Raw genomic sequence first — 15,640 nt, forward strand, 5'->3', positions numbered from 1 at the left:
ATCGCCTTATCCCTTGATTGGTGCTTGGGTTTAGAACCCTTTATCAATCGCACGCCAACCGATATCACGGCGATACTGCATCCCATCAAAGCTGATACTGTCGATGGCCTGTAGTGCTTTGGCTTGTGCATCTTTGATGGTGTCAGCCAGTGCCGTCACACATAGCACACGACCGCCATCGGTGACGATGTCATCGCCTTGTTTTTTGGTGCCTGCATGGAAGACTTTTAGGCTGTCGGTGTCATTTCCAAGTCCTGTGATGACATCGCCTTTTGAGCTGGTTTCTGGATAGCCGCGACTTGCTAGAACCACACCAAGCGCCACTTGCTTTGACCAGTTGGCAGTGGCAGGTAATTCACCTTTAAGTCCTGCTTCAATCAGCTCGACCAATGAGCTTTCTAGGCGCATCATGATTGGCTGTGTTTCAGGATCGCCAAATCGACAGTTGAACTCGATCACATACGGATCGTTATGCTCATCAATCATCAAACCTGCGTACAAAAAGCCAGTATAAGGCGTGCCGTTCGCTTTCATCGCATCGACCACAGGGCGAATCACTCGCTCGATGACCTTGTTATGCACATCATCTGTCACCACAGGGGCGGGGCTGTATGCGCCCATACCGCCTGTGTTTGCGCCTGTATCGCCTTCAAAGATACGCTTGTGGTCTTGGCTTGTCGCCATCGGCAGAATGTTGTCGCCATCAATCATGCAGATGAATGATGCTTCTTCGCCTGCCAAAAACTGCTCAATCACCACACGACTGCCTGCATCGCCAAATTTATTACCGGCAAGCATATCATCAATCGCATCAAAGGCTTCTTGCTCGCTCATGGCGACGATGACGCCTTTGCCAGCAGCTAGACCGTCAGCCTTGATGACGATTGGCGCACCAATTTTTTGCACAAATGCTTTGGCAGGGTTAATCTCGGTAAAGACTTCATAAAAGGCAGTTGGGATGCCGTGCTTTTGCATAAAGTCTTTGGCAAATGCCTTTGAGCCTTCTAGCTGTGCGCAGTACTGGGTCGGGCCCCAGATGGCGATACCTGCGGCACGCAGATCATCGACCACGCCTGCAACCAATGGTGCTTCAGGGCCGACGACCACAAAGGCGATGTCATTGGCTTGGCAAAACTCAATGACCGCTGCATGATTGGCGACATCAAGATCAACATTGACAAGCTTAGCTTCGATGTCCGTACCTGCATTGCCACGAGCGACATAGACGGTGGCGACTTTTGGATCTTTGGCACAAGCCCATGCCAAAGCGTGCTCACGACCACCGGTGCCCAGTACTAAAATATTCATAATAATCCTTAGAAAATAAGTAAAACGGGAAAATCAACTCAATGGCGTTATTTTAACAAAAATTTTAGGCTTTGGCGAAATTAAATGTGCTTTTGTTGTGGATTTGGCAAAGTCGCCATGTGTTTTAAACTATGCCAAAAATATGGCTTTGACGACAAGTCGACTGCGACCAACCATCAAAGCCAGTTAAGCAACTATAAGCCTGAAACAGCACAGCCTAGACAATGCTAATGGCATAGGCATCATCATCAAGCTTAGCCACGAGTGCATCGCCTGATACCAGTTTGCCCACGCCTTTTGGTGTGCCTGTATAAATTAAATCACCTTGTCGTAGACCAAAATGACGGTGCAAATACTGCAACTGGTACAAGCGGTCAAACAACATCTTATCGGTGGTATCATGCTGACGCACTTCGTCATTGACTGACAAAAACAGCGTACTGACAGCAGGGGGTATGCCGTGTGTCAAAGGCGATAGCCAAGCACCATCACGAAAGCCTTTGGCTAGTGTCCACGGCAGGCCTTTTGCCTTGAGATTGGCTTGTACATCACGAGCGGTCAAATCAAGCCCCACGCCATAGCCTGTGACGATGCTCAAATCAATGTTGGCATCATCTGCCACATCTTGCCCGATATATAGCACCAGCTCCACTTCGTGATGAATATCATCGCTAAAGCTTGGCAAGGTCAGTGTGTTATCTTGGGTGAGTGCGGTGCTCGGTTTCATAAAGACCACAGGCTCACCGGTGGGTGTATTGCCAAGCTCGCTGATGTGCTCGGCATAACTGCGTCCGATACAGTAGATATTACCTACAGGGGCATGACTGCCATCTTTAAAAATCACTGATTTCATTATCCATCCTTATTATCATGTGAATATTTGTCATGATTATCATCAAAGGTGTAACACTACTCGCATCATAACAAATTTTACACCATCAAATCAACGCCAGTTATCCGCTGATGACTGACGGCAGAGATGGGGTCAATCAATATTTGGGCAATGGTTTAGGATTTGCAATGATTACTAATCAAAGTCGCAAGATAAGGATGATAATAAGCGGGCAAATCATGACCCATGCCACTGACTAGCACAAAGCGAGCATTGGGGATGACTTTGGCAAGAAATTTACCATGACTTGGTGCAACGAGCCCGTCCTTGTCGCCATGAATGACTAAGGTGTTGGCACGGATTTGCTTGGTAAACTTCAAAATTGAGCCTGATGCCAAAATCGCAGTCAGCTGCTGAGCCACGCCAAGCGGATGAAAATTGCGCTGATAGCGTTTTTCGGCGATGGCGCGAGTGCCTTTGATATCCAGATGTCCCGGTGAGCCAACAGCCGTCATAAACCATACGCTATGGCGTACCATATCTCGCTCCGAATGGCTCTCGGGGCGGCGCACAAAGGTCATGAACTGCTTGGGATTGGGCGGGCGTAAAAACGCACGGTTGGCGGTAGAAAATAGCAGGGTAAGATTTTTGATATATTTTGGATAGCGAGCAGCGACGATTTGGGCAATCATACCGCCCATCGATGCACCGACGAGATTGACTTTAGACAGATGCATGGTCTTAATCAGCCGTGCCACATCTTCAGCCATGTCGGTGAGCGTGTAGGGTACTTGCTCGCCTTTGTTTGATAGGCCTGCTTGCACCTTGAGCATCATTTTTAGCTTATTAAGTCGTGGCAGACCGTCGATTTGAATTTTGCTAGATAGCCCCGTATCACGGTTATCAAAGCGGATAACAAAAAAGCCTGCATTGATAAACAGTTTAAGAAAACTATCCGACCAAAACAACATCTGCGAGCCAAGACCCGTCACAAAAATCATCGGCGGATGCTCAGGATTGCCCCCCGCTTCGACACACAGGCGTATGCCATCACCGATGTCAATAATGGCTTGATACAGATGCTTGGACAAATCCGATGGATGCCAGTCGATATCGCCAAATCGTCGCCAGCTCTCAGGCACGACGCTCGGCTGTGTGTGAAAGGGGGTTTCGCTACTCATGGCTATGATTGGATTTTTTGATTAGATTTCGACCATTTCAAAGTCGGCTTTACCGACGCCACATTCTGGGCATAGCCAGTCTTCAGGGATATCTTCCCAACGAGTGCCGGGCGCTAGACCTTCTTCGGGGCAGCCTAGCTCTTCGTCATAAATCCAACCGCAGACGATACATTGATATTTTTTCATAAGTCACCTTGTTGCCTTGATTGTGCTGATGGCGCACAATATTGGGGTAAAATTATTAGATGATTAGTTTACAGATGTATCGATTTTTTGCAAGTAAAATTTCGGGTTTGGGAAAAATTCTCTTGCTTTTACTTTCTTACTATGGCTTGCTTAGATGAGCGATACAGGCTTCACCATCAGGATTGACTAAGCCAAAGCCATAACAGGCGTACTCAAGCTTTTTATTTTCATCAAGCATATGGATTTGGTTGCCTTTGATTTGATAGTAATAAGCACCGCCATCCATTGGGATAGGGTTTTGGTATTTGCCTTTATAAAGAACACCAGTACTTGATTTGCCATATATTTTGATGGTTACATTGCCTTTTTTGGTGATGGTAATGCTTTCTTCCGTACCCATGCCACCTGCAAAATTAAAATATCTTGTCCCAACAAACGGCAATTTTTGTGCTTTTGCCAAAGCAGGACTGGTCGCGGTTAATAATGCAAGTGCAATGATGGTAGGTTTTAGCATGATGATTTCCTTATGATGGCTAAATAATTAAGATAGTATCATTAACTATTTACCAAATCAAGAAAAAACCGTCTGGGCTTAAATTGGCACAAACGGTTTTAATCATTGGCTTGGCTTATAAACCCGCCAACTGCTCGACCAATTTTTCACGAGCAGCGATAAAGCCATCAATGCCTTTGATAAGCAGACTGTTTAGCGGATGTGCGTCTTGAGCTTTTTCAAAGTCGGCTTGGCTAAGCGGTGTCGGCTTGGCGGTGATGTCATCTGCTAGGACAAGCTGTCTTGGTACAGCCAGCTGACTGTTTGCCAATTCATCGAGTAGGGCAGGTGAGATGGTCAATAAATCACAGCCTGCCAAGGCGATGATTTGCTCAATACTGCGAAAGCTTGCGCCCATCACTTGGGTATGATAGCCGTGCGATTTATAAAACTGATAAATCGATTTGACCGAATTGACACCCATATCATCACTGATGGCGATGTTTTGGCGATTTTCGTGAGCCTTTTGCCAATCGGTGATACGACCGACAAATGGTGAAATCAAAGTCACGCCTGCATCAGCACACGCACGGGCTTGAGCATCGGTGAATAGCAGGGTGAGATTGCAGTGAATGCCTTGTTTTTCAAGCTGTTCGGCGGCTTTGATGCCTTGCCAAGTCGATGCGATTTTGATGAGTACTCGCTCTTTATCGACACCAAGTTTGGCATAGCGTTCGATGTAGTCATGTGCTTTGGCGATGGTCGCGTCGGTGTCAAATGATAGTCGTGCATCGACTTCGGTTGAGACACGCCCTGCAATCAGCTGACTGATTTGATGACCGAGTGCCACCGTGAGCGTATCGATGGCGGTATCGGTGTCCAAGCCTTTGATTTGGCTTAATAATTCGTCATGCTCGCCACTGGCAAAGGCGGCGGTGATTAGGCTTGGGTTGGTGGTGGCATCGACAGGCTTTAGGCGTGCGATGGCGGACAAATCACCAGTATCAGCGACGATGGTGGTGAGCTGTGATAATTGTTCTAAGCTATTCATAAAAAATCTCAATGGTCTAAAAGGTGAGTTAAAAGTAGCACATTTGGACAATTTTCGCCACTGTTTTGATGTTAATTTGGACAATCGCCATCAGGCAAATCTGATACAAATCGACTGAATAAATCTTGTGTCTAGGTAATCAGTGTCAGCGGTATTGGCTAAAACGATTATAAAAGAAAGTTTGTCAAAATCACTACACCAAAACATAAAAATCGTGTATCATTGGCATATTTATGTTGATTTAAAAAAAGGAAGCTGTAATGAGCGAAACGCCAACCTTGCCGATTAATACAGACGAAATCAAAGGCTATCGCAATCAAATTGATAGCATCGATGAACAAATCCAACAGCTTATCAATGAGCGTGCCAAAGTCGCCCAAAAAGTGGCGATTGCCAAAAAAAATCACGAAGACCATCCGATTTTTTATCGTCCAGAGCGTGAAGCCCAAGTGCTAAAAGCGGTGATGGCTCGTAACGAAGGCCCATTGTCAGGCGAAAAAATGGCTCGCCTATTCCGTGAAATTATGTCGGTCTGCCTAGAGCTTGAAGCCCCACAAAAGGTGGCGTATCTTGGGCCTGTGGGGACATTTACTCATGCAGCAGCACTTAAGCACTTTGGCAAAGCGGCGACCACAGTGTCGCTAGCGACCATCACTGATGTGTTCCGCGAAGTGGAATCAGGCAGTGCGTCTTATGGTGTTGTGCCTGTCGAGAACTCATCAGAAGGCGTGGTCAATCATACGCTAGATGCGTTTCTTGGCTCAAGTTTAAAAATCATCGGCGAAGTTGAACTGCCGATTCATCATAATTTTTTGGTCGCCGAGCACACCAAAGTCAAAAATCTAAGCTGTATCTATGCACACCAACAAGCGTTGGCGCAGTGCCGTCATTGGCTTGATGTCAATTTCCCAAGCGTTGAGCGTGTGGCGGTATCAAGTAATGGCGAAGCGGCTCGCCGTATCCAAAACGAATGGCATTCAGCAGCCATCGCAGGTGATGTGGCAGTCGCTGAATATGGTCTGCACAAGCTACACGAAAATATCGAAGATAACCCAGGTAATACCACCCGTTTCTTAATCATCGGTCGTGAAGACGTGGCGGCATCAGGTGCGGACAAGACATCGATTATGGTGTCAAGTCCTGATAAGGCAGGTGCATTGATTGAAATCCTTGAGCCGCTGCGTCGTCATGGCGTATCGATGACCAGTATCGAGACTCGCCCAGAGCGTCCGAACAAATGGGCGTATGTGTTCTTTATTGATATGAATGGTCATATCAGTGATGACAATGTCGCCGCTGCCATCGAAGATATTCGCCCATTGGTCAAAGATTTGCGAGTGCTTGGCTCATACCCAAAAGCCGTCCTATAATCTGCGTATGAATTGATGGTGCTTTTTTATATTTTATAAAGAATCACTTGATGTTTGTTTGACCATTATCATCAATCGAATGGGGAAATATCACCAATGGATGAGATGACAAAGCCGCTATTTGCCCATCTGTGCGTGATTGGCTTGGGGCTGATTGGTGCATCGCTGGTGCAAGCGGTGCATAATGCCAATCAGCGCCGTAGCACGCCACTGGTTGGCAAAATCACGGCGATGGATACCAATGCCGTCAGCATCAAAGACGCCATCAATGCAGGCGTGATAGCTGATGGTAGCACCGAGATTATCAAGGCTGTGCAGGGCGCTGATATTGTGGTGATTGCCGTGCCTGTCAAGGCGATGGCATCTGTGATGTCTGCGCTCAAAGCTGCGATGGATGCAGGCAAGCTTGTCAAAGACTGCCTAATCAGCGATGTGGGTAGCACCAAAGAAAGCGTGGCAACACTTGCCGATGAAATTTTTGGCACACATCATCGCTTTATCGGTGGGCATCCGATTGCAGGTGCCGAAAATTCGGGCTTTCATGCTCGAAATGGCGAGCTGTTTGTACAGCACAAATTAATCCTATGTCCGACTGATGGCACGGATTTGGCACAACTTGCCAAACTGCGTCAGCTATGGCAGGGCGTGGGCGCAGATGTCATTGAGATGGATGCCAAGCGTCATGATGAGATTTTGGCTTATACCAGTCATCTGCCGCATTTATTGGCGTTTAGCCTGACGCATCAGTTGGCAAGCCATGATGATAATTTGGATATTTTCCGTTATGCCGCAGGGGGCTTTCGTGACTTTAGTCGCATTGCTGCTAGCCACCCTGTGATGTGGCATGATATTTTTATTGCCAATAAATCAGCACTACTTAGCTCTTTGGATGAATTTCAACAACATTTGAATGAATTTAAAGAAATTATCGAAACACAAAATTCACAAAAACTACTTGATTGGCTGGCGACATCTCGCCATGCACGCCGTCATTTTGGGCATATGCTTGCCAAAAAATCCACACACAAACCCAATAGCATCATCACAACCGATGCCATCAAGGACACGATTATGAGCCAAAGCTATCATATCCGCCCCCAAAACCACATTGCAGGTACGATTACCGTACCGGGGGATAAATCCATTTCTCATCGCAGTATCATGTTTGGTTCGTTGGCTGATGGCGTGACCCATGTCAGTGGCTTTTTGCAAGGTGAAGATGCGCTTGCGACTTTGCAGGCATTTGCCGATATGGGTGTCAAAATCGAACGAGATGGCGATAAAGTCACCATTCATGGCGTGGGTATTGATGGCTTACAAGCACCAAAAGAGCCGTTGTATATGGGTAACTCAGGCACGAGTATGCGCCTATTGGCAGGGATTTTATCCGCTCAGAAATTTGATAGCGTGATGACCGGTGATGTCAGCCTATCTAAGCGGCCGATGGAGCGTGTAGCAAAGCCACTGCGTGAGATGGGTGCAGTCATCCAATCGACCGGCGAAAAAGGCACAGCGCCGCTGTCTATCACAGGTTCGCAGCCATTGACCGCTATTGATTATACCTTGCCTGTAGCGTCAGCGCAGATTAAGTCATGCTTGATTTTGGCGTCGCTTTGGGCAAATGGCACAACCACCATTCGTGAGCCTGAAGTCAGCCGTGACCACACCGAACGAATGCTGAACGCCTTTGGCTATCCTGTACATACCGATGGTAATGTCATCACGGTGACAGGTGGTGGTCGCTTGACCGCCACAGACATCATCGTACCTGCCGATATCTCAAGTGCGGCGTTTTTTATGGTGCTGGGTGCAATCGGTGGCGGTGATGGCTTGACCATCCAAAAAGTCGGCATGAATCCGACTCGTACAGGCGTGATTGATATTCTAAAATTGATGGGTGCTGACATCACTGTTACCAACGAAACCATCGTCGGTGGCGAGCCTATCGCTGACATCACTGTCAAGCCATCCGACCTAAAAGGCATCGACATCCCTGAGCATCTAGTGCCACTGGCGATTGATGAGTTTCCTGTGCTGTTCGTCGCCGCTAGCTGTGCCACTGGGACGACTAAGCTTACCGGCGCAAAAGAACTGCGAGTCAAAGAGTCAGACCGTATTGCAGTGATGGCAGATGGCTTGGCGACTTTGGGTGTAGAATCAACTGTGCTGGATGATGGCATCATCATTGTAGGGCGTGGCGTGGCAGGCGAGCGTAATGCCATCTTTGGTGGTGGTGTGATTGAGTCGCATCATGACCATCGCATCGCCATGAGCTTTGCGGTGGCGTCAGCTCGTGCATCAGATGAGATTATCATTCAAGGCACGGAGACGGTCAATACCAGTTTCCCAAACTTTGCTGAACTTGCCAATTCGGTCGGTCTAAGCATTGATGTAAAATAAGTTGTATTTGATCGCTTAATTCATACATCTTAGTTGATGATTGACCAAAAAAGCCTTTCAAAGCATCGCATCATTTGCCAAGCTTGAAAGGCTAATAAGGAAAACCCATCGTGAATCAGCCAACCAAAACGGTCAAAACCACCACCCAAGGCATCATCACCGCTTTGGTGGCTTTTTTGTTATGGGGGAATTTTCCTTTATATTTCAAAGAACTAAGCCATTATGATGCTATCGAAGTCATCGTACATCGGGTGGTGTGGACTTTTGTGCTATTGCTTGTCGTACTGACGCTTAGCCGTCGCACAGCGTGGCTTGGTGTGATTCGCCATCAACCCAAATGGCTTGGGATTACCTTTATTGCAGCACTACTGATTGGCACAAACTGGCTGACCTATGTGTGGGCGGTGACGCATGACCAAGTGCTTGAAGCAAGTCTTGGTTATTTTATCAATCCACTGATGGGTGTGGCGTTGTCTTTAGTCTTTCTAAAAGAAAAACTGCGCCCACTACAAAAAATCGCTGTCTTACTTGCTACCATCGCCGTCGGCATACAGGTGGTGTGGCTTGGTGGTCTGCCGTGGGTGAGCTTGCTATTGGCATTGAGCTTTAGTGTCTATGGTATCATTCAGCGGCAGACGCCATTTGATGCCATTGATGGCTTGTTTCTTGAGACGGCGTTGCTGTTACCGCTGTGTCTGCTTTGGTTATCACAAGCAGGTGTGGCAAGCTCAAGCCTTGATTTGTGGCAATCGGCGGATATTTGGCTACTTATGCTATCAGGGCCAATTACGCTGATTCCGCTACTGTTGTACAACAAATCCACCAAGATGGTCAGCTTTACTTTGCTGAGCTTTATGGGATATTTGACACCAAGCATCGTATTTTTGCTTGCGGTGTTTTTGTACAAAGAGCCATTTAGCATCCAAAATATCGTCGTCTTTGGGCTGATTTGGTCGGCGCTTGCGATATTTAGTGCTGATTTATTACAAAGAAAATCTAATTAATAGAAATTATTATTGGAAACCGTTATGGGTGACATCGTCTTTATCCAAGGTCTTGAAGTGAATACGCTGATAGGCGTGTATTCGTGGGAGCGTGCGATTAAGCAGCAGCTGATTTTTGATGCCGAGATGGTCTGTGATATGAGCCGTGCCATCATGGATGATGATGTGGCACATGTGATTAATTACAAAACGGTCAGCGAAGACATCGAACGACTGTGCCATGAGATTCAGGCGGAGCTGCTTGAGACTTTGGCGGATAAGATTGCCGAGCATATCCTAAGCCATTATCCATGCAGTCAAATCACGCTCACCATCCACAAGCCCAATGCCATCAAGGCAGCCAAAAGTGTCGGCGTCAAAATCGTACGCAGGGCAGCTGTATGACAGATGGGCAAGTCGAACGTCTTGTGATTGCCTTAGGCAGTAACCATCAGGCGGATACTGCTTTTGCCTGTGCTTTGCATAAGCTTAATAAGCTTGGCGAGATACAGTTATCGCAAGTGGTGATGGGGCAGGATTTCACAGGGCGTAGTCAGCGTGTCTATCACAATGCTTGTGCTTATATTGTACTGACAAAGTCAATTCAATATACAGACATCGAACATCAGCTTAAACAAATCGAGCGAGATTGTGGCCGCAATCCTGCCAAAAAATGTGCCGAATATGATTATGAAGTAGCGATGGATTTGGATATTTTGGCGGTGTTCGCTGATGACAAGTGGCAGATGAACCCTGCACGCCTACCGCTAAAAAGCCATGATTTATCAGGTGTCAAAGAAGTGGCTAGGTTTTTGCTTGCTTGAATTGGTATCTATCCAAGGCATTTAGGCACAAACTCACATAGTAATGCCGACTTATAACCATCAAGCATTGATTTGCAAGTCATTGATATTCAAGCATCTTTTAAGCTCAGTCAAAATAAAGACGCCCAAAACAGACAGGGCGCCATTGATGGATTATCAGGGCTTAATACGCATGAGTCCGACACGATGGCAAAGCTTGTCGCCAAGTTTGCCAAAAGCTGATGTCAAATTACCAAACCGTATTGGCAGGCTCATAATGCAGCACATCGGTGATGCGGTTATCGCCATCGACCAGTACGACATTGGGCTTGTGCTGTTTGGCTTTGTCATCATCCATCATCACATAGTTCATGATGATGACGATATCACCTGCTTGCACCTTGCGGGCGGCAGCGCCGTTGAGGCAGACGATACCACTGCCACGCTCGCCTGCGATGGTATAAGTTTCAAAGCGTTCGCCGTTGTTGTTATTGACGATGGCGACTTTTTCATTCACCAAAATACCAGCGGCATCAAGCAAATCAACATCAATGGTGATGCTACCGACATAGTTAAGATTGGCTTCGGTGACGGTGGCGCGGTGGATTTTACCACCTAATAATGTGCGAATCATAATTGACCTCTTTTTATGATTATTGTAAATAATAGCTAATAATTAAAATGGGATGTCATCATTGGGTGTACTGATATAGGTATTGAAAAATGGCTTTTCCAAAGATTCTTCAGCCTCTTCTTCGTCATCTTCTTCATCAACAGAATAGATGACTTGATATTCATCTAAACCCAATTCAAATCGACTGTCAATTTCTTCTTGACAATTATTCACCGCTTCATTGAGTAATGTGGCAAGATAAGGCAGTGCATTAAAGCCTTGATATAAGCCACGCACGCCAAAGGTCTTGATGGCTTCTTGGTTTTGGTCAATCAAGGCTTGGATGGTGTCTGGGCTGATGGTCGCAATCGATTGCACCATGCGCAACTTGTTATTGAGTAGTACAAACGGCGATGTCGGACTGTTAAGTAAAATATCACTCAGCATCGCACCGTCTAGGGGTTGCATGGTGATGATTTTACCCAAGCGACCGACCAATTCATCGGGCAAGCCTAGATTTGACAGCTCCATCAAGGTGCTTGGTGGCTTGGCTTTGGCGTTGGTTGGTGGTGTCGTGGTAAAGCCGATACCGCTGTTATCGTCTTTGACTTTGGCAAGGTTAAAACTGCCACCCAAGATAAATAAGACGTTTTCGGAATTAAAAGACAGGCTTTCGGTGCGACAAGGAAACAGGGCGTTGCCTTCAACTAAGGTTAATAATTCAGTGGCAATAGAGCGACGAAATTCAGAAAAAGATGAGTCCCGATAGGCGAATAATTTGTCAAATTCATCAAAAAACACCACCGAAAACTGCAATTTGAGCTCATCACCTTTGGCATCAATGTGCAGCTGTTCGCCGACATCACAAATATTTCTACCACGATAGCTTTGGGGTGCCAAATGCGTGCTATCAACAATGGCAAAATTCAAATCAAGATGTGTGCAGAGCTGCTTAATAATATGCGTCTTGCCACTGCCCGTAGTACCAGTCAAAAAGATGGGCGGCTGGCGTAGTGGTGCAGGCACTGCTGGCTTAAATTGCAGATAATCGCCTTCAATGTTTTGGGTCTGACCATAAAGCAAAAAGCTGTTGTACTTGGATTTTCGCTCTGAATATTTTTGGTAATTTTCAAGATTTCTTAAATGATAATGCAAAATGTTGGACAGCTGAAATAGGGCATCATCTTGATGAAAAATGCGTTTGTTGGCATCATTAAAAATCTCATCAGGTGTTGGCGTATCACTCTTGTAGCGATGTACGCCACACAGTTTGGCAAGCGTGCGAATTTTCATGAGCGGCTTTCCTGATGCGATGATTTCATAGTTGAGTTATTTTTGATAATAATTCGTGCCATCGGCTTGGTTCTTGAACCTACGGTGAAACCACATCCATTGGCTGATATCTTTTTGGATATTGGCTTCGATTAAGCGGTTGATACGCTCAGCGTCGGCGACTTCATCGGCGGATGGATAATTTTCAAGCGCAGGGCTTAAGGTGATATGATAATGCGGACGACGACCCGATGGGATAAAATCAGGCGTCTGACGCACCATATCCATCATCATCACTGCAGGCGGATTGGATTTATCGCCCATCTTGGCAAGGCGACGCTGTGCGGTGATGGTGGCAGCAGGCACGCCAAAAAATGTCGCCATTACGCCATGCTCTAGCCCAAAATCTTGGTCGGGCGAATACCAAATCACACGCCCAGCCTTGATGCGGGCGATGAGTTTTTTCATATCACGGCTTGAGATTTGTTCATCAAAAATACGACGGCGTGCGTTATAAATGAACCATTCAAGCAGTGCGTTATTCTGAGGGCGATAGACACAATCAGCACCAAAAAACTGCGTGCACAGTCTGCCACCCAAATCCAGCGTCGTATAATGACCGCCGAGCAAAATCACCGCCTTGCCGTCTTTTTGGGCATTGACAAGGTGCTGAAGTCCTGAGATGCTAAAGCTACGCACAAAGATATTGGGGCGAAACCATGCACACAGGCTCTCAAAAATACCAATGCCTTGATTGATAAACACTTGGCGGGCGATGGCTTGGCGTTCGTCATCACTCTTATTAGGAAAGGCAAGCTTAAGATTGGTCAGGGTATCATTGACCCGTCGTTTGACAAGCTTAAACACAAGCTTGCCAATCGCTCGCCCAATCATAAACTGAATCCGTAGCGGTAGATAGATGAGTGGCAAAATCAGTGCCATCGCTAGCCAAAATCCCCAGTTTTTTGGGTGTAAAAATGCCCATTGAAACGGCTTTGGCTCGGCGATGTGCGTCTGCTTATGATTATCCGTCAGCGTAATGGCGGGCGTGGTGCTAACAGGCTTTGTATCGCCGCAGCCGCATTGATGGTTGTCACAGCTCATTTGGCAATACTCTCTAGCTCATCCCAGCGTTCAAGCTTGGCAAGTAATAATTCATCAATCTCACCCAGTCGCTCGCTCGCTGCAGTAGCTGCCGCCAAATCTGTGGTGAACCACGAGCCATCTTCTAGCTTGGCATTAAGTTCACTTTGCTCGGTTTCTAAAGCGGCGATTTCATCAGGTAGGCTCTCAAGCTCTCGCTGTTCTTTATAAGACAGTTTGCGTTTGGTTTCGGTTTTTTGAGCGACTGTTGTAGCGGTTGCAGATTGGGTAGGTTTGTCTGCTTCTGCTTTTTCTGCTTTATTGTCAGCAGGTTTTGCCATAGGTTTTGGATTAGCTGCCAAAAACCGTTCATGTTGCACCAAATAATCTTCATAACCGCCGACATACTCAAGCACCACGCCATTGCCATGCTTATCGGTGTCAAAGACCCAAGTTTGGGTGACGACATTGTCCATAAAGGCGCGGTCATGGCTGATGAGTAGCACCGTACCATCAAAATTCACCACAAACTCTTCGAGTAGCTCAAGTGTCGCCATATCCAAATCGTTGGTCGGCTCATCAAGCACTAGGACATTGGCAGGTTTTAGTAGTAATTTGGCAAGCAGTACTCGGGCTTTTTCGCCACCTGATAGGGCTTTGACAGGGGTGCGAGCACGATTTGGGCTAAATAAGAAGTCTTGTAGATAGCCCAAAATATGCGTCTTGCGACCGCCAACTTCGACATGGTCTGAGCCTTCAGAGACATTGTCTGCGACTGATTTTTCGGGGTCTAGGTCGTCTTTTAATTGGTCAAAAAAGGCGATATTAAGATTCGTGCCAAGCTTGACCGAGCCTTGTTTGACGGCAGAATTATCCAACCCTAAGATGGTTTTTATTAAGGTGGTCTTACCAACGCCATTTTTGCCGATGATACCGACTTTATCGCCACGCAGTAGTAATGTACTAAAGTCTTTTAATAAAATCTTATCATCATACTCAAGCGTCAGATGATTGACTTCGCAGATGATTTTGCCTGATTTTTCGCTGGTATTTTGGCTGATTTGTACATTACCGACGACATCACGGCGGGCTTTACGCTCTTCACGCAGAGCTTTTAGGGCACGCACACGACCTTCGTTACGAGTTCGGCGTGCTTTGATGCCTTGACGAATCCATGCTTCTTCTTGGGCGAGTTTTTTGTCAAATTCGGCAAAGCTTTTTTGTTCACTGGCAAGCTCAAGCTCTTTGAGCTCTTGGTAGCGGGCATAGCCGCCTGCGCCTTGATTGACATCATAGCTGCCCAGCTGACCACGATCAAGCTCAATGATGCGAGTGGCCAGACGATCGACGAATTTGCGATCGTGGGTGATAAATAGCACGGTCAAGCGCTCATTTAATAAGAAATTCTCAAGCCAATCAATGCTCTCAATATCCAAATGGTTGGTCGGCTCATCAAGCAGTAGCACATCAGGCTCAGTGACCAACGCACGGGCGAGCAGTACTCGGCGCTTACGACCGCCTGACAGCTCGCTCAGCTTGGCAGTCGCATCCAATCCCATGCTATCAATGATGGCACGAGCCTTACGCTCAAAATCCCAACCGTGTAGCACATCTAAAGTATGCTGTAGATGGCTCATCTCATCACAAGCTTTATGATCACCCAGACCGCAGGCGTCACTTGCGATTTGATAGGCTTTGAGCGTATCGGCGATGTGTTGATTACCGCTCATCACCACATCCAAGACCGCCATATCACCATCAGGCACATCTTGGGCGAGCATGGCAATCTTAGTGCCGTCTTTGATCAGCACTTCGCCGTCATCAGCGTGCAGATCGCCTGTGATGAGCTTGAGCAGGGTGGATTTGCCTTCACCATTTCGCCCAATCAAGCACACACGCTCATTGGGCTCAAGGCTAAAATTCACCCCGTCCAAAATCGGTGCAACACCAAAGGCTAAGTGGATATTTTTGAGTTGTATTAATGCCATAAACAGTCGGATCTAAGAATCGGTCATATAAAGGTGCATATAATAGCAAAAATTCGCCAAAAATTGTGTACAATATT

The 15,640-nt window shown here is 46.7% G+C and carries 16 protein-coding genes; 6 read left to right on the forward strand and 10 right to left on the reverse strand.

Annotation, left to right across the window (positions count from 1 at the left end; translation table 11 throughout):
- Positions 1-30: 30 nt before the first annotated feature.
- The 6 genes from purD to Q0N89_RS03380 all read right to left on the reverse strand — a co-directional run bounded on the left by purD (position 31) and on the right by Q0N89_RS03380 (position 5,051).
- Entirely contained in the window at positions 31-1,308 is a 1,278-nt protein-coding gene (gene purD / locus Q0N89_RS03355) for a phosphoribosylamine--glycine ligase (protein WP_294033382.1), read from the reverse strand.
- A gap of 217 nt (positions 1,309-1,525) precedes the next feature.
- A complete protein-coding gene (locus Q0N89_RS03360) occupies positions 1,526-2,161 on the reverse strand; it encodes a fumarylacetoacetate hydrolase family protein (protein WP_294033383.1) in 636 nt (211 codons plus the stop codon).
- Between the two features lie 155 nt (positions 2,162-2,316).
- Positions 2,317-3,321: an alpha/beta hydrolase gene (locus Q0N89_RS03365; RefSeq protein WP_294033384.1), complete on the reverse strand. Its 1,005-nt coding sequence runs from the start codon at positions 3,319-3,321 to the stop codon at positions 2,317-2,319.
- A gap of 21 nt (positions 3,322-3,342) precedes the next feature.
- Complete coding sequence (rd, locus tag Q0N89_RS03370; RefSeq protein ID WP_078253585.1) at positions 3,343-3,507, reverse strand: rubredoxin; 165 nt, start codon at positions 3,505-3,507, stop codon at positions 3,343-3,345.
- A 139-nt stretch (positions 3,508-3,646) separates the two neighbouring features.
- The gene (locus Q0N89_RS03375) at positions 3,647-4,021 is read right to left on the reverse strand and encodes a hypothetical protein (RefSeq protein WP_294033385.1); all 375 of its coding nucleotides are present in this window, start codon (positions 4,019-4,021) and stop codon (positions 3,647-3,649) included.
- Positions 4,022-4,136: 115 nt separating this feature from the next.
- On the reverse strand, positions 4,137-5,051 hold the full coding sequence (locus Q0N89_RS03380; RefSeq protein ID WP_294033386.1) for a transaldolase: 915 nt from the start codon (positions 5,049-5,051) through the stop codon (positions 4,137-4,139).
- Positions 5,052-5,311: 260 nt separating this feature from the next.
- Here Q0N89_RS03380 and pheA point away from each other — a divergent pair, with 260 nt between their 5' ends.
- The 6 genes from pheA to Q0N89_RS03410 all read left to right on the forward strand — a co-directional run bounded on the left by pheA (position 5,312) and on the right by Q0N89_RS03410 (position 10,850).
- Positions 5,312-6,421: a prephenate dehydratase gene (gene pheA / locus Q0N89_RS03385; protein WP_078253588.1), complete on the forward strand. Its 1,110-nt coding sequence runs from the start codon at positions 5,312-5,314 to the stop codon at positions 6,419-6,421.
- A gap of 96 nt (positions 6,422-6,517) precedes the next feature.
- Positions 6,518-8,821: a bifunctional prephenate dehydrogenase/3-phosphoshikimate 1-carboxyvinyltransferase gene (locus Q0N89_RS03390; protein ID WP_294033387.1), complete on the forward strand. Its 2,304-nt coding sequence runs from the start codon at positions 6,518-6,520 to the stop codon at positions 8,819-8,821.
- A 110-nt stretch (positions 8,822-8,931) separates the two neighbouring features.
- Positions 8,932-9,825 carry an EamA family transporter RarD gene (rarD, locus tag Q0N89_RS03395; protein WP_294033388.1) on the forward strand — a complete coding sequence of 298 codons (894 nt, stop codon included), beginning with the start codon at positions 8,932-8,934 and terminating at the stop codon, positions 9,823-9,825.
- A 24-nt stretch (positions 9,826-9,849) separates the two neighbouring features.
- On the forward strand, positions 9,850-10,209 hold the full coding sequence (gene folB / locus Q0N89_RS03400; protein WP_294033389.1) for a dihydroneopterin aldolase: 360 nt from the start codon (positions 9,850-9,852) through the stop codon (positions 10,207-10,209).
- Positions 10,206-10,628, forward strand: a complete 423-nt coding sequence (locus Q0N89_RS03405; RefSeq protein ID WP_294033390.1) for a 2-amino-4-hydroxy-6-hydroxymethyldihydropteridine diphosphokinase — start codon at positions 10,206-10,208, stop codon at positions 10,626-10,628. The genes folB and Q0N89_RS03405 overlap by 4 nt, the downstream gene beginning before the upstream one ends.
- 72 nt (positions 10,629-10,700) lie before the next feature.
- Positions 10,701-10,850 carry a hypothetical protein gene (locus Q0N89_RS03410; RefSeq protein ID WP_294033391.1) on the forward strand — a complete coding sequence of 50 codons (150 nt, stop codon included), beginning with the start codon at positions 10,701-10,703 and terminating at the stop codon, positions 10,848-10,850.
- 7 nt (positions 10,851-10,857) lie between these two features.
- Here the strand turns inward: Q0N89_RS03410 and panD are convergent, their stop codons facing one another.
- The 4 genes from panD to Q0N89_RS03430 are packed head-to-tail and all read right to left on the reverse strand — an operon-like array spanning position 10,858 to position 15,563.
- Positions 10,858-11,241, reverse strand: a complete 384-nt coding sequence (gene panD / locus Q0N89_RS03415) for an aspartate 1-decarboxylase (protein ID WP_294033392.1) — start codon at positions 11,239-11,241, stop codon at positions 10,858-10,860.
- Positions 11,242-11,283: 42 nt separating this feature from the next.
- A complete protein-coding gene (locus tag Q0N89_RS03420; protein WP_294033393.1) occupies positions 11,284-12,513 on the reverse strand; it encodes an AAA family ATPase in 1,230 nt (409 codons plus the stop codon).
- A gap of 36 nt (positions 12,514-12,549) precedes the next feature.
- Positions 12,550-13,596, reverse strand: coding sequence for a lipid A biosynthesis acyltransferase (locus Q0N89_RS03425; RefSeq protein WP_294033394.1), 1,047 nt, complete (start codon positions 13,594-13,596; stop codon positions 12,550-12,552).
- The gene (locus Q0N89_RS03430) at positions 13,593-15,563 is read right to left on the reverse strand and encodes an ATP-binding cassette domain-containing protein (protein ID WP_294033395.1); all 1,971 of its coding nucleotides are present in this window, start codon (positions 15,561-15,563) and stop codon (positions 13,593-13,595) included. Before Q0N89_RS03430 ends, Q0N89_RS03425 begins: the two co-directional genes overlap by 4 nt.
- Between the last annotated feature and the right edge of the window lie 77 nt (positions 15,564-15,640).

The sequence above is a fragment of the uncultured Moraxella sp. genome (genome assembly GCF_945873075.1).
Lineage (GTDB): Bacteria > Pseudomonadota > Gammaproteobacteria > Pseudomonadales > Moraxellaceae > Moraxella.

Excerpts from the sequence above, each read along its gene's own strand:
- Q0N89_RS03360 (WP_294033383.1), bottom strand. The coding sequence starts at position 2,161 with ATGAAATCAGTGATTTTTAAAGATGGCAGTCATGCCCCTGTAGGTAAT.
- purD (WP_294033382.1), bottom strand. The coding sequence starts at position 1,308 with ATGAATATTTTAGTACTGGGCACCGGTGGTCGTGAGCACGCTTTGGCA.
- Q0N89_RS03405 (WP_294033390.1), top strand. The coding sequence starts at position 10,206 with ATGACAGATGGGCAAGTCGAACGTCTTGTGATTGCCTTAGGCAGTAAC.
- panD (WP_294033392.1), bottom strand. The coding sequence starts at position 11,241 with ATGATTCGCACATTATTAGGTGGTAAAATCCACCGCGCCACCGTCACC.
- Q0N89_RS03430 (WP_294033395.1), bottom strand. The coding sequence starts at position 15,563 with ATGGCATTAATACAACTCAAAAATATCCACTTAGCCTTTGGTGTTGCA.
- Q0N89_RS03365 (WP_294033384.1), bottom strand. The coding sequence starts at position 3,321 with ATGAGTAGCGAAACCCCCTTTCACACACAGCCGAGCGTCGTGCCTGAG.
- Q0N89_RS03420 (WP_294033393.1), bottom strand. The coding sequence starts at position 12,513 with ATGAAAATTCGCACGCTTGCCAAACTGTGTGGCGTACATCGCTACAAG.
- Q0N89_RS03380 (WP_294033386.1), bottom strand. The coding sequence starts at position 5,051 with ATGAATAGCTTAGAACAATTATCACAGCTCACCACCATCGTCGCTGAT.
- pheA (WP_078253588.1), top strand. The coding sequence starts at position 5,312 with ATGAGCGAAACGCCAACCTTGCCGATTAATACAGACGAAATCAAAGGC.
- Q0N89_RS03425 (WP_294033394.1), bottom strand. The coding sequence starts at position 13,596 with ATGAGCTGTGACAACCATCAATGCGGCTGCGGCGATACAAAGCCTGTT.
- folB (WP_294033389.1), top strand. The coding sequence starts at position 9,850 with ATGGGTGACATCGTCTTTATCCAAGGTCTTGAAGTGAATACGCTGATA.
- rd (WP_078253585.1), bottom strand. The coding sequence starts at position 3,507 with ATGAAAAAATATCAATGTATCGTCTGCGGTTGGATTTATGACGAAGAG.
- Q0N89_RS03390 (WP_294033387.1), top strand. The coding sequence starts at position 6,518 with ATGGATGAGATGACAAAGCCGCTATTTGCCCATCTGTGCGTGATTGGC.
- Q0N89_RS03375 (WP_294033385.1), bottom strand. The coding sequence starts at position 4,021 with ATGCTAAAACCTACCATCATTGCACTTGCATTATTAACCGCGACCAGT.